The following is a 19,146-nucleotide window of genomic DNA, read 5'->3' as shown; positions in this document are numbered from 1 at the left end:
GACAGGGGTGGATGAATGCCTGGACGACCGCATCGGTGCGGCGCACCTCGGGCGGATCACGCCACCGCGGTCGTGCGTCGCGGCGGGTGACAGGGCAACGCTCGCCGGTTTCGTGCCCGGACGGCAGCCCGGGCACGGAACTGGCTGGTCTGCGCGGCCGGATCACCGGCCGGTCGTGCGGTACGGCGAGAATCTGAGCGCGGCTTGTGGCGCCGTCATTAAGGAACCGCCGTTTGTGTGCTCTGGCGAACGCCTGCCTCACTCACAGCCACTCACAGCCACTCAGAACGAGGGGTTTTCTCAGGTGAGGTGATCTGTCCCAGGAGCCCTCACCGGGGGAAGTGACGGCGCCGCGAGAAGAGGGAGCCGACCTAGGCGACCGCCGTTGACGTGGCGGCAGTGGTGGCGAGGCGGCGGCTGGCGGCGCGCAGACTGGCCCGGCGTTCGGCTCGCGCCGCCAACGCCTCGGCGGCCTGCGGGGACGCCGCGCCGGTCAGCATTCCGTTGGCGAGGGCTTCGGCGAGGCGGGTGTCGATGCGCCCCAGCCGCATGCGCAGGGCGTCGGTGCTGATGCCCATCCGGGCCGCGATGGGTTCCATGGCTCGCCGTCCCAGCCGTACGTCGATGTAGGGCTGCTCGTCGTCGGCGTCGAGGATCCCCAGGCGTGCCGCGCGGCGTACCAGCACGTCCGGATGCCCGTAGGGCACCTGCGGGGTCCGCGGTCCCGTTACGCGCTCTACGTCCTCGACCGGAACGAACTCGTTGGCCTGCTGACGTAGCGCGTGCCCGGCGCGCCACCCGGCCCGGCACAACGACGCGTACGGTGCCCGGCGGGTCACATCCACGTGGTCCCGCAGCGCCGCCAGGAATCCCGCGAGGATCTCCGCGCTGATGTCGTCGGGGTCACCGCGGTAGCCGTCGGACAACCGTCTCGCCTGGCGGCGTAGCGCCGGCATCGCCATGCCGACCGCGGCGATGACCCACTGCGGCCCGGCCAGGCGGGCTCGACGGATCAGCTCCCGCCACACCGCGTCGCGAGCGGTGTAGGCGCGCGGGTTGGCCAGTAGCCAGTCCCGCAGCGTCGGCAGCGCCACGACGCCTCTTGGCAGGCCGTCATCCGGACCGAACTCGTCGAGGTCGAGGGACAGGGGCGCCGGGTCGCTGGTCAGCGCGGCGAACGCGACATCGACGGCGTCCAGGGGTGCGGCAGGGAAGACCGTGTCGGACACACTCATGATCAGTACTCCTAGGCCAGTGAGGCCATCGGGCGTCGCCGCCGTGTTGTGGCGACGCTGGAATGCCGATTACGCCACGACTGACTCACAGGCACTCACAGCGCAGGTCAAGCCGGCTTTCGCGCCCAGCCAGCCGCTGCGGTGTCCCGCGCGAACTCCGGACGCGAGGCGGCACTAGACAGGCGATGCGGGACGGGTCGCGGTACGCCTGAGCAGGGCTGTGAGCCACTGAGGCACGCCAAGCGCGGCACTTAGACGGCTCAGCGACGAAGCTGCGATGGTTGGGCCCCACCACCACTCACAGCGACTCACAGCCGCTCACAAAGACTCACAGCGACTCACGGCGGCGTTGCACGCGCTGCCGGCGCCCGAATGTCGACGGCGACGCCGGTGGTGGCGCGAGCCCCGGCCACCTCCTGCGTCCCCGGGGCGGGGCCATCGTGCCTGGCGCCGTACCCGTGTCGGTCGCCGGTGCAGGCACCAGTAATGAGGACTCCACCGGTGACGGCTGCCTTGTCCGGGAACGGGCGACCCGGTGTCAACGGTGGTTATCGATGGACATCTTGTCCCTGCATCCGGCGGTGACCGTGTCCGCGGGGACAGGAACGTCGGCTGTGGCGCTGTCTCACCTTGTCCGGCCACGCGATCGGCGGGCGGTCACATGACGTCGAGATCTGTTGACCGTTTCCGTGCGAGCGGCCATGGCCTCAAGGCGGGAGGACGGTGTCCTCAACGTCCGGCCAAAGTGTCCGCGGCGTCGCGCATGTCATCGATGTTCGTCGTTGACAACGTGTCCGGCGTGGTTGCTGAGCAGGGCGGGGACAGTTTGGCCACGCGCGTGTCCCTGGCCCGGAGTGACGCTGGCGCCGACCGCGAGAGTCCGTCCCGTGGTGGCGGTGGTCAAACCGGCATGACATCCCTGCGCCGCATGGGCGAGCGTGTCAATCGTCCGCGGGCTGTGTCCGCGCCTGCCGGGTAAGGACATGTCCGCGGACATCGTGTCCATCGATCCTCATGAGTGTCCGACCGGTCGTCGCCGCTGGGCGTGTGACACGTAGGCACCCTGGCCGAGCCGTCGGTGGACACGGTGTCGCGGCATTCGTGAACCGTCGCACCACCCACCGTGTCGTCGACTCTTGCCACTGTCCGGGTGGTGGGCGTCGAGGCGGTGGCAAATCCGCGTCGGATCGGGCCGGCTCGGAACGCATGGCCGGACGGGCAGCCCTGTGAGCCTCTGTGAGTGGGTGGTGAGTCACATAGGCGTTCGCCAGAGCACACAAGCGCGGGTTTACAGATGTCAGCGCCTCACCGGCGCGACGTGAAGCGCATCCGGCCTCGCCGCGGTGCGCCCCGCGCCTGAGCCTGAGCCTGTACGCCCGTACTCACCGCCGAGGAGATGACGATGAGATCGTCCAGACCCACTCGAACCCTGTCACCTCAGTCCGTTGAAGGGCCGGCCGGCGGGGAGCGGGAGCCGACGTGGACGGCCGAACGGGTCCGCGCCCTGGGCGCCAGCACCGACCTGGCCACCGCCGCGGCGGTGCTCGGCATGTCCCGCTCCGCCGCATACAAGCTGATCCGCCGCGACGCGTTCCCCGTGCCGCACTTCCGCGTCGGCGCCCACTACCGGATACCCACGGCCCCGCTGCTGGCCACCCTGCACCTGAACGACCGCGACACGTCCGCGCCTCAGCGAAACCCCGACGCCCTGGACTCACCGCCGTAGGCGCCCTCCCGTGCCGACGGACACCACCCGTACAGCCTTCGTGCCACAGCCACGCGGGCCCTCTGCTCCAGCCCTCCCACTCTTCAGCCGGACCCCTGTCGTGACGGGATCCGGCGACTTGATCGTGCCCGCGGATGACGCGTGGATGTCGATCAGCGGAAACCGATGCACCCCAACCTGATCGAGGAGCACCACCTGCCATGCCTGACGGAAGCATTTTCAAGCGCTGCGGCTGCCGCCACCCTGACACCGGCAAGCCACTCGGCAACGACTGCCCGAAACTGCGCCGCCCGAACCGCTCCTGGAGTTTCGAGCACGGCCACTGGACCTACCAACTCGAACTTCCACCCACCGCAGACGGCGGGCGCCGGCAACTACGCCGCTCCGGCCTCCCCACCCGCCGGGCCGCCGCCGACGAACTCGACCACGCCCGCGAACTGCTCGCCCTCGCCAAGGGCGACCGGCGCCGCCGGACCGAGATCGGCGACCTACTCCAGAACGCCGCGCGCACCAAACGGTCCCTGCCCGAGGTCGACCGGATCCGCCAGCGGCTGCGCGGCGACGGCCCCCTCGCTGACGCGCCCACCGTCGCGGACTACCTCACCGGCTGGCTGACTCACCTCAGCGTGGACGACAACACCCTGGGCGGCTACGAGTCCATCGTGCGGGTGCATTTGATCCCGCACCTCGGCGAGGTTCCGCTGGACAAACTGCGCACCAGCCACGTCCGTGCCATGTTCGCCGCTATTGAACGCCGCAGCGACGACATCCGCGCCGCAAAGACCAGCCCCGACCCGGCGGTGCGCAGGTCCGTCGCCGGGGTACGGCCCACCGGCCCCACGACCCGCCAGCGCATCCGCGCCTGCTTGCGCAAGGCCATCAACGATGCCCTCGCCGACGAACTGATCGTCGGCTCCAACCCGGCCGCGCTGGTCAAGACCCCGGGTGACCGGCCGCTGCCGATCGTGTGGGAGGACGAACGCGTGCAGCGTTGGAAGGACACCGGCGAGGTGCCCGGACCGGTGATGGTGTGGACCGACGCGCAGGTCGTGGACTTACTCGACCACGCCGCCCGGCTCGCCCCGGACCTGCATCCCATGTGGCATTACATGGCCTACCGCGGACCTCGCCGTGGCGAGGCCTGCGGACTGCGCGACAGCGAGGTCCGCCTGCACCGCCGGGAAACGACCATCAACAACCAGATCGCCACCCACGGCTACACCCCCGTGCAGAAACCCCCGAAGAGCAGGGCCGGAAACCGTGACGTCGCCCTCGACACCGACACCGCGAAGGTCCTCACCGCCTACAAGGCCCGCCGCGCCGAATGGCAACTCGCCGCCGGCCCGGCGTGGCCCGACACCGGCCTGTTCTTCGTCCGCCCCGACGGGCGGCCCTGGCACCCCAACGCCGTCACCCAACGCTTCCGCCGGCTCATCCGCAAGGCCGGCCTACCGCCGATCCGGCTGCACGACCTGCGCCACAGCGCCGCCACCATCGCCCTCGACGCCGGCGTCGACATCAAGGTCCTCTCCGACCAACTCGGCCACTCCACCACGACCTTGACCCGCGACACCTACCAGAGCGTCACCAAGCAGCTGCGCCAGGACGCCGCCGACGCCGTCGCAGAAAAGATCAACAAAAGGCGCCGCGGCCCACGTAAGGCGGGGTGAACCCACCGTCACCGACGCGGTAGCGGCTGGACTCCCGGTCAGGCGAGCGAACACGCGGGGCGCTGTAGGTCCTGGGCTTGATCTCTGGGATCAGCGGGGCGCGTGGGCATCGCGGCGGGCGGGCGACGCTCGTCGCGCCCGGCACCGGGACGGTCCCGTCCGAGACCACGGGTTACATGGCGCAGGATCGGCCACGGTTCGGTTCGTGAGGCCATCGTGCGGATCAAACGCCCAGGCCTCTGGCCTGCGAGCTACCGGCCGCGCTGATGGTGTCCAGGGGATGGGAGCCCGGCGTAGGGGTGCGGCGCATCGGGGTGACGGCCGGGCCGTCGGGCAGCCGGATGGCTTGCTGCGGGGTGTAGCCGTAGCGGGTGTAGAGGCCTTGGAGCTGGCCGGTGGTGTCGGTCCAGGAGGGCAGTTCGACGCGGTCGAGTCTGTCGCGGTGGTGGGCGAGCATCGTCGCGCCGATGCCTTGCCGTTGGGCGGCGGGCGCGACGGCGAGGAATGCCAGGTGGTAGTGCGGTTCGGTGGGCCGGCGTGCGCTGAGCAGCCCGTCGAGGATCTCGAACCGCTGCGCATGGTCGCCGGCCGCGTCGGTGAGGCGGCTGCGGTAGTTCGCCGGTGGTGGGATGCTGCGGTAGCGGTGGAAACCGACTGCGGCGGCGTTCAGGTCGTCGGTGACGTGGGTGTCGCCGTAGAACATGGCGTGTTCCACCCAGATCACCGCCACGTCGGTGAGGATGCGGCGCCGGTGGGTCGCCTCGGGCACTAGCCAGGCGGCCAGCGGGTCGGGGTGCAGGGCGTCGGCGATGAGCGCGGCGACCTTGTCCTTGTCGGCCCAGCGGGCGGCGCGGATGCGAGCAGTGGCGTCCATGAGGATCCCTTGACAGTTCGGAGGCGGATTGGGAGTTGCCGTGTGATTGGCGGGGCGGTGTCAGGGTGTGTTGGTGGTGCTTTTGCGGGTGTGGGTGGTGAACAGCAGGTAGTCCTCGACGTTGCCGGTGCGGGGGTGGCCGCGCTGTGATGGCGTGAAGTGGGCGCGTTCGTAGGCGAGGACCTCGCCGGTGCTGGGGTGCAGGATGAGCAGGCTGCGGGTGGTGCCGTCGTCGCTTGTGGCGCTGACGCCGGCGCCGGTGCGCCCGGCGCGGTCTCGTACCGCAGGGTGGTAGGTGAGCCCGTTGGTGTTGCTTAACAGGGTGAGGATCGCGGTGCGGGCGTCTTGGTTGGGTGTGCGCCATGACGTCAGGCTGGCGATGGCGCGCAGGACTGCCGGTGCGCCGAGGAACGGCGGCGAGATGCTGCTGATCTGTGCGGTGAGGCCGGTGGTGTCGACGGCGATGGGGCCGATGGTTCCGTCGAGCGTGCCCGGCTGGTAGGTCTCGTCGGTGGTGGGTTGTGGGCCGGGCGGGTGGCGCAGGCTGATGGCCCGTCCGGAGGCGTTGTCGGCTCGCCAGTGCCGCTGTTCGAAGACCACGACGGTGCTGGTCGCGCGTCCTGCGTCGATGCGGGTGTCGGCGGCCCATTGCCGTATCAGCACGAACGAGAACCGTCCCGGGACGTCGCAGTGCGCCTCGGCGGCGACCTGGGGGAGCACGTGGTCGGCTGGCCGCGGTGCGGGTAGGGCGGTGGGTGGCGTCGCCGAGGTCCGCGCGGCGAGGGCACGCAGTTCGGCGGCGGTCAGCGGCGCGGGGATCTCACACGGGGCAGTGCTCGTTCGGGCAGGCGAGGTGATTGGCCAGCGGCTGCCCTCCGGTGCGGGGGTGGTGTGCGTGGCGGCCCATCCGGGCACGAGGGCGGCAGCGGCGAGCACGCCCAGCACGCACAGCGCGGCAGCGATCCTGACGGCGGGCCGCCGACGCCAGTGGGCCGGCAGATCCGTGGGCGTCGAGGGTGGGTGAGGTGGGTGAATCACGGTCGATGGCTCCGGGAGTCTGTGGCAGGGGTCAGCGGTATGCGGCGGTGGCGAGGTCACCGACCGCGGCGTCGACCGCGGCGGTGATGTCGCGTACGGGCCGGTAGTGCTGCTCGGCGATCGCCCGCAGCTGGGCGGCGACGGCGTTGGTGTCGTCGAGGTAGAGGTGGGTGGCGAGGCCGAGGACGGTGACGAGGCCGGCGAGGGCGGCGGTGTGGTTGTCCGGCGGCTCCCGGCCGGCGGCGAGATACCGCAGCCTGGATCGGGCCACGACCGCCCATTTGGTGTCGGTGGCGAGGTAGACGTCGGTGCGGGCGAGTCCGCCGAGCCGGCGGCGGCTGGTGCGGTGCAGGATCCCGCCGGCGTGCAGGCCGGCGCGGGTGCGTTCGTACAGGTCCTCGGCGAACCATGTCAGCCAGCCCCGCAGCGTCGGGGCGGGGTTGGCGTAGCGGACCGAGGCGATAGCGGCGTCGGCGACCAGGTCACCGACGGGCCGATCGAGGCTGAGCCGGATCCTCTGGTCGGCGGCCGGGCGGGTGTCGTCGTTCGGGTCGTCGAGTGCGATTCGTCCGGCCAGGAAGAGGTCGGTCAGGACCGCGCCGGCCATGCCGAGGGCGAGGGCTTGGCGGTGGATGTGGGGTTGGCCGGTGTCGTCGTTGTGGCCGAGCAGGAACAACTCGTCCCGCAACGGCAGCTGAGGAATCGACGGGGTCATCTCGTCAGCTCCTACCGCAGCCCGGCGACGTGCTGGCGCAGCCGGGCGTGCACCCCCGTGTAGACGGCGCTCGGGTGCGGAAGCAGCGCCTTGTCGACGGCGGCCAGGACCGTGTAGTTGGGGTCGCACACGTTGCCGATCGGTGCCCTGCCGGTCTGCGAGATCAGTTGGTAGGCGTCGAGTTCTTCCAACCCGGTGAGGGTGCTGGTCCAGCCGACCAGGTCGCGGTGGGCGATCCGGTAGGCGTCCTCCAGCGGCCGGGCGCAGCCGACTGACATGATCGACGTGTCGGTCTCCAGGCGTGGCCACACCGTCCGGGTGCCCTTGATGACCTCGATGACCAGGGTGGTGGTCGTGGCGATCTCCACCCCGACCCCGCAGGCCTCACCCTCGCCCTGGCGTGCGTGTCCGTCGCCGAGGGCGAGCATCGCCCCGTGCACGTTCACCCCGAGGTAGAGGGTGGCCCCGGCGCGCAACTCCGGGGTGTCCAGGTTCCCGCCATGGGAGTCAGGGACGATCGTGGAGCGGGCCTCGAACCCGCCAGGAGCGACGCCGATCGTGCCGATCATCGGGTCCAGCGGCAGCTTCACTGAATGGTCGCTGGCCGTGGCGTGGAAGCCGACCGTGCCGGCCTGCCGGTCGATGTCGTACACCCACACCCGCTCCTGCAGCGGCTCTTGTAGCGTCGCGGTCTGGGCGGTGGAGGTCAGCGCCCCGAAGTGCGGGAACGTCGATGACACACCCCAGCCCCGGGCGGGGACGATCGAGGCGAGATGGACGGCGAGGGTGTCACCGGGTTCGGCGTCCTCGACGAAGAACGGCCCGGACACCGGATTCAGGTACGGCATCCGGCACACCTGCGACGGCAGGTCCGCCGGACCGCGCACGAGACCGCCGAAGCAATCCTCGGTGTGCACCTGCAGGATGTCGCCCGAGCGGACGTGGGCCACCGGCATCCGCCCGCCGAAGGTGTAGGCCAACTCGTCGCGGGCGGGCCGGTAGGTGATCGTGTCCATGGCGGTCACACCCGTTCCACGTGGCGGGCCTGCGGCTGCGCGGGCGCCAGACCCGACAGCGCGGGCCGGCGGCCGGACAGGTACAGGCTGGCGAGAACGACCATGCCGAGGGCGAGCCAGGCCAGGCCGAGGCGCTGCGCGGCGATGTTGGCGTTGACCACCACGTAGGCGAGGATCGCGAACCCGATCCCGGGCATGACCAAATGCGCCCACCAGTTGCCACTGCGCCGGCGGATGAGGTGGTGCACGACCACGGAGACGTGCAGGACAAGGAAGGCAACCATCGCCCCGAAGTTGATCAGCGACGACAGCAGCGTGATCCCGTCCGCCCGGGTCGCCATGTACAGGCCGAGCACCAGGGACACCGCGCCGGTGAGCAGGGTCGCGTTGATCGGCACGTTCCGGCGGATCGACACCTTCGCCAAGAAGGCGGGAAGCTGCCGGTCCCGGGCCATCGCATACAGCAGCCGGGACGTGGCAACCTGGGCGACCATCGAGTTCGGCAGGCCCCACGCTATCGCCGTCGCCACCGCGCACAACGTCGCTAACCATCCTCCGCCGGCCACGGCCGCGGCGTCGTAAAAGGCGGTGCCGTTCACGTCGCCCTCCGCGAGGAGGGCGCCGGCGTCCGGGACGAGCATCGCGGCCAGCCACGTCTGAGCGATGAACAGCACGCCGGCGAGGATTAGCACGGCGGCCATCGCCCGGCCGATCTGCCGGGAACCGCCCTTGGTCTCCTCGGCCAACATGCTGATCCCGTCGAAGCCGAGGAAGGACAGCACCGCGATCGACACCGCCCCGGCCACGAGGGACCAGGTGAACGTGTCGGCGTTGTAGAAGGCGTCCCAGCTGAACCGGCCCCTGCCTGAGGAGGCGAGGGCCCAGCCGGCGACGGCGAGGAAGATCGCCAGGACGATCAGCTCGCCGACGAGCATCACCCGGGTCACCATCGCGGTCATCCGGATGCCGACCGAGTTGACGACCGTGTTGACCGCCACGAAGACGAGCAGCCACAACCACACCGGCACCGCGGGCACGGTCGAGTGCATCGCCACCGACGCCACCAGATACAGCAGCCCGGGTACGAGCACATAGTCGAGCAGGATCACCCAACCAGCCAAGAAACCGACCGGCGCGCTGATGCCTCGGCCGGCGTAGTTGTAGACGCTGCCCGACATCGGGAACGCCTTGACCATCTGCGCGTACGAGAACGCGGTGAACACCAACGCCACCACACCCACCGCGTACGCCAGGGCCACCATCCCGCCGGAGCCGGCGTACACGCTGCCGAAGATCGCCATCGGCGCGATCGGCACCATGTACACCAGCCCATACGCGACCAAGTCTCGGAACCGGAGCCTCCGAGCCAGCTCCTGGCGATAGCCGTATCGGGCTAAGTCGTCTTGCTCATACATCAGCGAGCCTCTCTCCCCATCAATTGCTCGGGCGCAGCGTCAGGTGGGGGGTGGTCACCCTGCTTGAGGGCGACGCCATCAACGCCCGCGCTTCCGGCCGGTTCTGGATCGCATGCCGCCAGGCAATGCCCCTTGAGCAGGCGATCCGCGTCGTGATCGAGGGTCGCGTCCGTAGCGGCAAAGATCGACCCCGACTGGTGGGGATCACCGACCCGCCGGTACTCCACGGATCACGGGGAGTGCTCGTACGGATGGCTTCCGTCACAGCGATGGTGATCGCTAACGTGCTACTCACGGCGGCCCGGAGGCGGAGGCGGGGATGGCGAGGAGCGCGCGTAGCTACCAGCGGGAGGCCGACGAGCTTCGCGCCAGCGGCTGGACGTACCGGCAGATCGCCTCGCACTGGCGGAAGCGGTACCGCTTCAACCCGCGGGTGGCCTTCCGCCTCGCCCACGGCCTGACGCAGGCTGACGTGGCGCGGCGCTGGAACGAGCAGTGGCCCGACGCGGACGCGCCGAAGACCGCAAAGCAGATCTCGTACTGGGAGATCTGGCCGGGCCCGGCGGGCCGGGCCCCGTCGTTGGACACGCTGAACAAGCTGGCGTTTCTCTACCGGTGCGCGGCCGGCGACCTGCTCGGCGGCGAGGACCACAGCCACCTCGACACAGCGGCCCTACGCGAGAGCGAACCGGAGCCGCACGCTGGCCGATCGACCGGCGAGCACAGCACTGGCGCTCCGCTGCCCGCCGGCACGGTCCTGACCCGGGTCACCGACCGGATCGTCGAGGACTTCGAGATCCTGACCGACACCTATCGGCACCTCGACTACCGGGAGGGCTCAGGCCGGGTAAGCGCGGATCTCGGCGCTCACCTGCACCGCATGCTGGAGGTCAGCAACCGCACCACCAACACCGGCACCCATCACCGGCTACTGCGCGCGGCGGGCGACGCTGCTCAGCTCGCGGCTTGGTTCGCCATCGACGCGCAGCGCTACCAACAGGCACATGGCCTCTGCCGACTCACGATCTCGCTCGCCGAGAAGGCGAACGACCGAGCCCTGCACTCGTACGGTCTCGGTGTTCTTAGCCAGATCTACCTGCATCGCGGTGACGGCCGTACCGCCCTCAGCCTGCTGGGCACCGCCCGAGACATCGGCGGACAGGGCATGCCGGCCGCCGTCAACTCCTGGCTGAGTGAGGCAATCGGTGAGGCGTACGGCCTCCTTGACGAGTCTCGCCGGGGAATGACCGCCCTGGCCGAAGCTGAGCGGATCTTCGACGGCGTCAGCGCGGCCAACACGCCCGCCTGGCTGAGCTTCTTCAACGCCGACTGCCACGCCGCCCGACTCAAGGGCCGGTGCTTAACCCGGCTCAGCCGGCCCACCGACGCGACCCGCTCGCTCTACGAAGCGTTGACCCTGCTGCCCGCCGACTTCGTCCGGGAACGCTCCGGCACCTTCATCGACCTCGCCGTCGCGTACACGCAGATGAACCAGATCGAGCAGGCTTGCCACGCGGCCACCCAGGCCGACGTCCTCGCGCGCCGGACCGGATCCGAACGCAACCGCAAGCGCCTACGGCAACTCCTGATCGACCTGCTGCCCTGGACCAGGCTCGACTGCGTGCAGAGCCTCTACCGGCAGGTGCTGATTAACTAGAGCGCGTGCGTACGCCGACCCGCTCCGACCCGCTGTGACCCGACGCTCCTGGATCGAACTGGTCATCCTCTCCGCCCTGTGGGGCGCGGTGTACCCGCTCATCACCGTCGCTCTGCGGGATCTCTCGCCAGCGCTCGTCGTCCTTGGCCGAGTGCTCCTCGCCGCGCTTCTGCTGCTTCCCCTCGCGATACGCCGGGACGCGCTTCGGCCCGTTTGGCGTAACCCTCGGGCGACCATCGAGACGGTGCTGGTGCAGTCCACGGCGCCGCTGCTGCTGCTCACCTACGGTCAGCAGTACGTGTCGGCGAGCGTCGCCGGCATCCTCGTCGGTGCGCAGCCACTGTTCGTCGCGCTCCTCGCCCTCCGCTTCGCGCCCGACGAGCGCCCGCAAGGCTGGAAGGGCCTGACCGGGGTGCTCCTCGGCCTGGTCGGCCTGGTCTTGCTCTTCGGCGTCGACCTGCGTGGAGGTCGACTGGCACTGCTCGGCGGCGCGCTCATCCTCGTCGCGGCGGTCTGCTATGCCGCTGGCGCGATGCTGATACATCGCAGATATGCCGAGGCTCCGCCCCTCGGCGTCGCCACCTCCGCCATGCTCGTCACCACCGTGGCCGTGGCCGTGCCCGCCTCGGCGACGATTCCGAGCAGGTTGCCTGGCCTGGAACCGACAGCGGCCCTGCTTGTGCTCGGGATCGCTTGCACGGGCGCGACGCTCGCGCTGTTCTACAAGCTCATCACCCAGATCGGACCTGCCCGCGCCGCGCTCGCCTTCTATCTCTCACCCGCGTTCGCCGTCGCCTTCGGTGTGGCCTTCCTGCGTGAGCAGATCAGTATGGCGGCGGTCCTCGGGCTCGCGGCGATCGTTGTTGGATCCGTACTCGCCGCCCACCGCAGCGAGCCAGCACCTCCGTGATGCCTGTTTCCACCCCTCGACAGGGCTCACCCGTCTCGGGATCCCCGAACGGTCTTGGGCCGCATTTGGTGTGATCAGCCGGAATCAACGGTGGCGAGACGCACTCGAGGCTTGGCCTCAGCCGATCGAGGCGAAGCGGTCGGAGAGGGCGTAGCGATGGAACACGACGTCTCCGACCTGTCGTACCTCGGCAAGGCGGGCCCGGCTTGTTGATGTCCATGAGAATGACCCCGGGTTCACGAACCGGGGAGCGTCGGACTCGCCAACGAAGAAGGGCGCCACGACAAGGTGCAGCTCGTCCGCAAGATCCGCCGTCAGCAGTGCGGTGTGTACGCTGCCGCCGCCCTCGACCAGGAGTCGAGCGATACCGCGCCCGGCAAGGTCGGCCAATACGCGCGGGAATGAAAGCGGGTCGCCGCCATCGATGACCGTCGCCACCGACCCGAGGTGTTCCCGCTGCTTGGCGATCGCGCTGGTCTCGCAGTACACGATCTTCTCGATGTCACCGGTGGCGAAGAACGCCGCGGTGGGATCGAGGTCGCCCCCGCGGCTCACGGTGACCTTGACGGGCGTGGCCGAGAATCCGGCTGCAGTCCGGGCTTCGCGGCGGGCTTCGGACCGCACCATGAGCCGGGGGTTGTCTCGGCGGATGGTGTTGGCTCCGACGAGGATCGCGTCGCAGGCGGCCCGCACCGCATCGACCCGGTCGAGGTCCTGCTCGTTGGAGAGAATGAGCCGCGTGGGGCCGGCCGTGTCGATGTAGCCGTCGAGGGACATGGCGCACTTGAGCAGGACGTACGGTCGGTCACTCACGGATGTCACTCCTACGGTCTATGGCGATGATCCGCTCGACGAGTTCTATGAACTCGTCAGCGATGGCGCATGAGTTCAGCGAGTCGAACAGATCCTGCGTGATCCACTCGCGCAATCGTAGATTGATCCGCATCCGGTCGAGCGCGCTGCGAGCCGCTCCGCCCGTGGCGCTATAAGGGATGATCTTCTTTTCCATGGAGACGGCAAGGTCGATCTCGTCCAGCGTGCCCTGGCCGCCACCGAACACGAGGACGTAGTCGGCGTTGCGGACGACGTTCGGATGGCCGAAGACGCCGACCGCCGCGCCGAGGCTGGGCGGGCGGTAGTGATTGGCGATGTAGGTCATGATCTCGATGCCAACGCCTCGCGGTCCATGGTCGACGTCGAAGTGGCGGTTCATGAGCCATCGGCTCACGGCGATGATGCAGTCGTCGATTGCCTTGTCGTCCACTTCTGGTGATCGGCTTCCGCAGATCGAGATGCGGAGTGGTTGTTCGGATCGCGTGGGCCGGAACCACCCGGTCGTCACCGCAGCCTTGTCGCCAGTCGGGGCACCGCGCTGCTTTGGTGCGGTGAACGCGGAGATGGCCACATCGACCGGGGCGAGGCCGAGCATCACGCGGGATTCGTCGGGCATGAGGAGCCCATCGGCGACGCGGGCGAGCACGTCGATGTCAGTGACGCGCGGGCCACGCGTTCCTCGAATGAAGTTCGATACGTCGGACCGGTCGTGGCTGGTCAGGAGCGCGAGTTGGGTCTGCGTGCAGTCCGGGTGTGCCTCGAGATAGATCTTGAAGAGGGTCCCGACCTCGCGGCGGGCCAGCGCGAGCCGCACGTCATCGCGCCGCCAGAACAGGAGCGAGACGCCGGTGACGTCGAACGTCTTGCGCCGAGCCACCCCGCCCCCACTGGTCGTCGATCTGCGATGACCAGAGGGTAGTGGATGTCGATGGAAGTTCGCGTGACCTGGTCCCACCGCTTTGTTGTCCGACGCCCGTGGACTCAGACCACGGGTCGCGTCAATTTCCTGATGTCGTCGGCAAGCCCAAACTCCCAAACGTGACCGACCACGCCGGACCTGCCGGCGGTCGAGGTGACGCAAATCGAAGGAGTTGAGGCGGGCACATGGTTGATCCCGTTCTGCGGCTTGGCGCAGGTGGTGGGCTGAACGAGTCCACGATCGTCGTGACTGGTGGCGCCGGCTTCATCGGCAGCCACGTGGTCGCCCGGTTGCTGGCAGCCGGCGCGGCTGTGAAGGTCATCGACGATCTTTCGACGGGCCGGCTCGAGAACCTGCACGACAGCCTGGGCGCCGGCCTAACCGATGGGGACATTCGGATCTGTGACGTGCGGTCGACCGATGCCGCCAACGCTATACGGCTGTGGCGGCCGGAGATCGTCGTTCATCTCGCAGCGCAGTCGAACCTGCCAGCCTCGACACGGTCGCCGCTCGTCGACGCGGACATCAACATCCGGGGAACCGTGAACGTCCTGGATTCGTGCGCCGAGGCAGAGACCGGGCTCGTCGTGTACGCGGCCACCAGCGCGATCTACGGCACGGTGGACGGCGACGCCCTGCCTGTTGCGGAGACCGCGCCGATCGCGCCGACCAGTCCGTACGGGCTGAGCAAGGCGACGGCACTGAAGTACCTCGACTGGTACCGAGATCACCGGAGCGTCGACTACACGGCGCTCGTGCTGGGCAACGTCTACGGGCCGCGCCAAGTTGGCCCGATGTGCGGCGTCGTCGGCCTGATGGCGCAGGCCGCGATGGCGGGCGCGGACTTGGCAATCTTTGGCGACGGCCACCAGACGCGAGACTTCGTGTTCGTCGCCGACATTGCCGAGGCGGTGACCGCCGCCTGCACCACTGGCGGCCTCGGGCTGGTCAACATCGCCTCGGGCGTCGAGACGACCGTTGGCGAGATCGCTGGGTTGGTCTCTCAGGCAGCTGGCACCGGAGCGCCGCGGCATGCCGATCCGCTGCCAGGTGAGGTGCGGCGCATGGCGCTGGACATCTCGCGGGCGAGGGACCTGCTCGGCTGGCACCCCACGACCTCGCTCGCGGAAGGCGTCCGGATTACCGTCCGGGCCGCGCGGCGGCGCGATTCCATCAAGGAGGCGTCATGAGGTACGCGCGTCGATTCGCGGTCGGGCCGGTCGAGGTGCAGGTGACCTCGAATGAAGAATCGGTTCTCGACTATCTTGGCGAGTTCTACACCGCGACGGGTGCCGCCTTGCCGGGCCACGGTTGGACGGTCGACGCTCAGGTTGGCCTGCCAGAACCCGATGCGAGCACCAACCAGTGGGGCGTCTCCTGGCGGATAGACCGCTCTGACCACACGGTCCATCTGCGCGCCGAGGCCGCCGAGAGCCTCTCGATCACTGCCCGGAAGTGCGTACGGGAAGTCTTGGTCGACCACTGCGAGCAGCGGCGGTACACGATGTTGCACGCCTCCGCGGTCCTTGATGATGCCCTCAAGATCGTTGTTGTCGGAGACAAGGGAAGCGGCAAGACCACCCTCGCTCTGAAGGCCGCTCTCCGGCACAGGATGCGGTATGTGTCCAACGATCACTTGATCATGTATGGGCCTGATGGCGCGGGCACCCTCACGTTGACGTCGCTTCCCACTTTGATCCCGCTCAAGATCGGCACGTTTCTGGACCTCGAGAGCGCGTTGCCGGAGCCGTGGGACCGTGACGGGCTCGATGTCGAGGCATATCGTGCGTCGTCGAGATCTGAGGTTTATCCGCTCGATCGGCGCGTGCTCTACACCTACCGCCGGCTGGGTCACGACAACCCGGTCACGGTCGACCTCGGCCCCCGCCGCTCCCCGATTACGACGTTGATCGTATTGGCGAGCTACTCGCCGGGCGACGCTGGCGAACCCGAACCCGTCGCGGATCCCGTAACGGAGCTTCTCGCTCACGTGCGTACCGATTGGATGTTCGACCCGACGCTCAACCAGCGATACCTTCCGCGGGCCGAGCGCGGCCGGGATGAGTACCTCGCTGATGCCCGCCGCATCGTCACCGCCCTGGTCGAGCGGTCGACAGTCCTTCGCTGGACTCACCGCGGTGAGCCGGCCCCGATCTTGGAGTTCGCCGCCAATCGGAGGCTGGCATGAAACCCCTCGTCACCGTCGTAATCCCCACGTACAACCGACCCGGCCCTCTGCGGCATGCCCTGGACAGCGTCGCCGCCCAGCGCGCCGTACCCGGCCCCGTCGAGGTAGTCGTCGTCAATGACGGCGGATGCGACGTGAGCACGGTCGCGAACGCAGCCCGCGAGCAGGGCCTCGTCGTCCGCCTCATCGATCTGGACCAGAACGGTGGTCTTCCTGCAGCGCGCAACGTCGGCATTGAGGTCGCACGAGGTGATCACCTCGCCTTCCTCGACGACGATGACATCTTCCTGCCCAGCCACCTGAGTACAGCCCTCGCAGCGCTGAGCACGGGGGGCGCCGACCTCGCGTACACGGTGTGCGTCGTCCAGGAAGCCCGCGTCGACCCCACGAACCCGCCGGCATTCGCCACCCCCACGACATTCTCGTTCGATCCGGACCTGCTGTCGGTGGCCAACTTCATGCCGGTCCACACCGCAGTGCTTCGGCGCCCACCGGAGTCGGCCCGGTTCGACCCTGACCTTCCCGCGCTTGAGGACTGGGACATGTGGCTGCGTCTGGCCGGCGAGCATCGTTACCGGTTCGTGCACGTCCCGGAGCCCACCGTCGTCTACCACCGCATCGCGAGCGAGGCCAGCATGGTCGGCGCGACGGTCGGCGACGGGCATGCCCTCGCCCACTTCGGGGCCCTCACCGAACAGATGTGGTGTCGCTGGCCCGCCCGCACGGCCAAGGTGCAGCACTTCCGGCTGTACATCGCCGTCATGTACTGGCACTCGTTCGCGCGTCTGGCGGCCGGTCATGCGCTCAGCGACCAGTACTTTCAACGCTGCGTCGCAGAGATCGCCGCAGTCTGGCACGGGGAGCGCTCCGAGACCGGCCTTCGCCAGCGGATCATCGACTCGATCAAGGAGACCGCCGATGTCGCACACGCCGCCTGATCTGCCGGGCTCAGCAGCCACGATCGGACTGACCATCGACACGGTGCTACGGCGCACGGACAAGACCCTGCTGGCGCGAGGCTCGTTCCGCGGCGAACCGGCAGCCGTGAAATACCTGATCGACCCAGATCCGTTCTGGGCGGCCAGGTGGCGGCACGAGCTAAACGTGTACGAGGTCTTCGGTGACACCACCCCGCCAGTCCGCATTCCTCGGCTGCTCCATACCGACCGTGACCGGCTGCTGGTCCTGGAATGGGTCGACGCATCGCCCCTCGCGGTCGAACGCTACCCCCAGCGAGAGCTCGATACCCGAGAGGTCAATGCCGTCCTGGACTGCATCACCGCGTTGAACGCGTGGACCTACCCCGCCGCCCGGTTCTCGCCCACCTTCGACTACTCCGAGCGCGTGGCTCGGTACCAGGCCAAGGGGTACCTCACTGAGGGCCAGCGAGAGGCTCTGGACAGTCTGCTGGCCCGATGCGGCGCGCCGGCACAGCTCAATCACGGCGACCCGCTGGCCAGCAACATCCTCCTCAATGCCGGCCGTTCCGACAGCGATGACGAGGCCGAGACCACGGTGGTGCTGGTCGACTGGGAGTTCACCGGGCTGTTCCTTCCTGGCTTCGACTTTGCGATGCTCCACACCCAGGTCGGCGCAAGTACGCCAGTGATCCGCGAGCGTATCGAGGCGATCGTGAGTGAGACGGGCATCGAGGCCGCATTCGCGCTCAACCTCGCTGTGGTCCTGACCCGCGAGCTGCGCCTACACCACGAACTGCCCGAGGACGACCCGACCCGGAAGCGGTGTTTACCGATCATCGAGGCCGCCTGGACCTCGGCCAGCACCCGCCTACAACGGATCGCCGCCGCGAGGCCAGCATGATCCACGTAGCCCTGGTCCATCGTGACCTCCACGAAGTGAGCCGCGGCGGCATCTGCACGCTCTACCGCGCCCTGGCCCGGCAGCTGGCCGACCTGGGCGCATCGGTAACCATGATCACGCAGGAGTCACCCCACCCACTGCGGGCGAAGGATGTCACTGTCGTTCCGCTTCCCCGGACCGAAGACCTGGTTCAACACCGCGAGGCCGTCGCCGACGCCCTCGACGCGGTCAGGCCCGACGTCATCGACTGTTCCACCTGGGAGGCGGAGACCCTGCGGTATCTCGCCCGACCTCGCGAAGGCCGAGCCCCCGTCCTCGTACGCGGCGAGTTCAGCGCCGCTCGCCTCGGCGCGGGCGACCTCGCTCGCGACGAACACCAACTCGTCCAAGCCGCCGACCAGGTCATCGCGGTCAGCCGGTACGCGGCCCATGATCTCGCGACGGAGTACGGCATTCCTCTGCCACTCGCGGTGGCCAACGGAGTCGACCGGGAACGGTTCCATCCTGGGAGGCCGACCACGCCCGCCAGCGGCTCTTACATCGATCTCGGGGCCGACGGCCACGTCGCAGGCCGCAGATCGATACCCGACCTCCTTGCGGCCGGAGAAACAGTCTCGCCGTGGTCGCCCGATCCGGCGGGACGCCTCCGGCTCGTGTGGGTCGGGAAGATCACGCCGATGAAGGGCTGGGACGTGCTCGAGGCCGCCGCGACCCGGCTTCGGGACATCGCCTCCATCTCCGTGCTGCTCGGCCACTCACCAACGTTCGCGCCGGTCACATCAGCCAGCAGCGCACTCACCGTCCTCCAAGATCTGGACGACACCGACCTTCCTGGCCTCTACCGCACGGCGGACTGGCTGCTGTCGACGTCGCGCTGGGAAGGCTTCGGCCTCGCCATCGCCGAAGCGCTCGCCTGTGGCACTCCGGTCCTGCTGCCAGAGCACCTCGGCACCGCGCCCGAGCTGCTCGCCGCCGGTGGCGGTTACACGTACCGCGACGTCGATCACCTCGAGGACATCCTGACCCGGGCCGAACGCCCGGCCGGCCGCCTCCCCGACCACTTCGACTGGGCAGTCAACGCGGCGGAAAGCCTCCGGCTCTACCGAGCGCTCGTCGGCAGGTGAGCCC

At 69.0% G+C, this 19,146-nt stretch carries 17 protein-coding genes; 9 read left to right on the top strand and 8 right to left on the bottom strand.

Annotated elements, in window-relative coordinates; all coding sequences use genetic code 11:
* Window positions 1-371 precede the first annotated feature (371 nt).
* Window positions 372-1,235, bottom strand: a complete 864-nt coding sequence (locus O7620_RS20605) for a hypothetical protein (RefSeq protein WP_278124503.1) — start codon at window positions 1,233-1,235, stop codon at window positions 372-374.
* A gap of 1,402 nt (window positions 1,236-2,637) precedes the next feature.
* Here O7620_RS20605 and O7620_RS20600 point away from each other — a divergent pair.
* Together O7620_RS20600 and O7620_RS20595 are read left to right on the top strand one after the other, a co-directional pair.
* On the top strand, window positions 2,638-2,961 hold the full coding sequence (locus O7620_RS20600; protein WP_278124502.1) for a helix-turn-helix domain-containing protein: 324 nt from the start codon (window positions 2,638-2,640) through the stop codon (window positions 2,959-2,961).
* 200 nt (window positions 2,962-3,161) lie between these two features.
* Window positions 3,162-4,631 (top strand): site-specific integrase, encoded by a 1,470-nt coding sequence (locus O7620_RS20595; protein ID WP_278124500.1) that lies wholly within the window; start codon window positions 3,162-3,164, stop codon window positions 4,629-4,631.
* Window positions 4,632-4,854: 223 nt separating this feature from the next.
* On the opposite strand, the gene O7620_RS20590 is transcribed toward O7620_RS20595, so the two are convergent.
* Genes O7620_RS20590 through O7620_RS20570 form a run of 5 tightly spaced genes read right to left on the bottom strand, consistent with a single transcriptional unit; the run spans window position 4,855 to window position 9,689 of the window.
* On the bottom strand, window positions 4,855-5,505 hold the full coding sequence (locus tag O7620_RS20590) for a GNAT family N-acetyltransferase (RefSeq protein WP_278124498.1): 651 nt from the start codon (window positions 5,503-5,505) through the stop codon (window positions 4,855-4,857).
* 60 nt (window positions 5,506-5,565) lie between these two features.
* Complete coding sequence (locus O7620_RS20585; RefSeq protein ID WP_278124496.1) at window positions 5,566-6,543, bottom strand: hypothetical protein; 978 nt, start codon at window positions 6,541-6,543, stop codon at window positions 5,566-5,568.
* 31 nt (window positions 6,544-6,574) lie between these two features.
* Window positions 6,575-7,258, bottom strand: a complete 684-nt coding sequence (locus O7620_RS20580) for a GPP34 family phosphoprotein (RefSeq protein ID WP_278124494.1) — start codon at window positions 7,256-7,258, stop codon at window positions 6,575-6,577.
* A gap of 11 nt (window positions 7,259-7,269) precedes the next feature.
* Window positions 7,270-8,283, bottom strand: coding sequence for an acetamidase/formamidase family protein (locus O7620_RS20575; RefSeq protein ID WP_278124493.1), 1,014 nt, complete (start codon window positions 8,281-8,283; stop codon window positions 7,270-7,272).
* Entirely contained in the window at window positions 8,280-9,689 is a 1,410-nt protein-coding gene (locus tag O7620_RS20570; RefSeq protein ID WP_278124492.1) for an APC family permease, read from the bottom strand. Before O7620_RS20570 ends, O7620_RS20575 begins: the two co-directional genes overlap by 4 nt.
* 319 nt (window positions 9,690-10,008) lie before the next feature.
* Here O7620_RS20570 and O7620_RS20565 point away from each other — a divergent pair, with 319 nt between their 5' ends.
* Window positions 10,009-11,346: a hypothetical protein gene (locus O7620_RS20565; RefSeq protein WP_278124491.1), complete on the top strand. Its 1,338-nt coding sequence runs from the start codon at window positions 10,009-10,011 to the stop codon at window positions 11,344-11,346.
* A 34-nt stretch (window positions 11,347-11,380) separates the two neighbouring features.
* On the top strand, window positions 11,381-12,256 hold the full coding sequence (locus tag O7620_RS20560; RefSeq protein ID WP_278124490.1) for a DMT family transporter: 876 nt from the start codon (window positions 11,381-11,383) through the stop codon (window positions 12,254-12,256).
* A gap of 117 nt (window positions 12,257-12,373) precedes the next feature.
* On the opposite strand, the gene O7620_RS20555 is transcribed toward O7620_RS20560, so the two are convergent.
* A complete protein-coding gene (locus O7620_RS20555) occupies window positions 12,374-13,069 on the bottom strand; it encodes a RibD family protein (protein ID WP_278124489.1) in 696 nt (231 codons plus the stop codon).
* Entirely contained in the window at window positions 13,062-13,967 is a 906-nt protein-coding gene (locus O7620_RS20550) for a hypothetical protein (RefSeq protein ID WP_278124488.1), read from the bottom strand. The genes O7620_RS20555 and O7620_RS20550 overlap by 8 nt, the downstream gene beginning before the upstream one ends.
* A 227-nt stretch (window positions 13,968-14,194) precedes the next feature.
* Here O7620_RS20550 and O7620_RS20545 point away from each other — a divergent pair, with 227 nt between their 5' ends.
* From O7620_RS20545 to O7620_RS20525, 5 genes are read left to right on the top strand one after another with little or no spacing between them, the layout of a single operon-like run.
* Window positions 14,195-15,199 carry an NAD-dependent epimerase/dehydratase family protein gene (locus tag O7620_RS20545; RefSeq protein ID WP_278124487.1) on the top strand — a complete coding sequence of 335 codons (1,005 nt, stop codon included), beginning with the start codon at window positions 14,195-14,197 and terminating at the stop codon, window positions 15,197-15,199.
* Window positions 15,196-16,197, top strand: coding sequence for a hypothetical protein (locus tag O7620_RS20540; protein ID WP_278124486.1), 1,002 nt, complete (start codon window positions 15,196-15,198; stop codon window positions 16,195-16,197). Before O7620_RS20545 ends, O7620_RS20540 begins: the two co-directional genes overlap by 4 nt.
* Complete coding sequence (locus O7620_RS20535) at window positions 16,194-17,135, top strand: glycosyltransferase (protein ID WP_278124484.1); 942 nt, start codon at window positions 16,194-16,196, stop codon at window positions 17,133-17,135. The genes O7620_RS20540 and O7620_RS20535 overlap by 4 nt, the downstream gene beginning before the upstream one ends.
* Entirely contained in the window at window positions 17,116-18,018 is a 903-nt protein-coding gene (locus O7620_RS20530; RefSeq protein WP_278124483.1) for a phosphotransferase, read from the top strand. The genes O7620_RS20535 and O7620_RS20530 overlap by 20 nt, the downstream gene beginning before the upstream one ends.
* Window positions 18,015-19,142 (top strand): glycosyltransferase family 4 protein, encoded by a 1,128-nt coding sequence (locus tag O7620_RS20525; RefSeq protein ID WP_278124482.1) that lies wholly within the window; start codon window positions 18,015-18,017, stop codon window positions 19,140-19,142. Before O7620_RS20530 ends, O7620_RS20525 begins: the two co-directional genes overlap by 4 nt.
* The last annotated feature ends 4 nt before the right edge of the window (window positions 19,143-19,146 follow it).

Origin of the sequence: Micromonospora sp. WMMD710, from assembly GCF_029626045.1 — a bacterium.
In the GTDB taxonomy this organism is placed as follows: domain Bacteria; phylum Actinomycetota; class Actinomycetes; order Mycobacteriales; family Micromonosporaceae; genus Micromonospora.
Note: the sequence above shows the minus strand (reverse complement) of the source record. Positions and strands in the feature narration are given on the sequence as shown.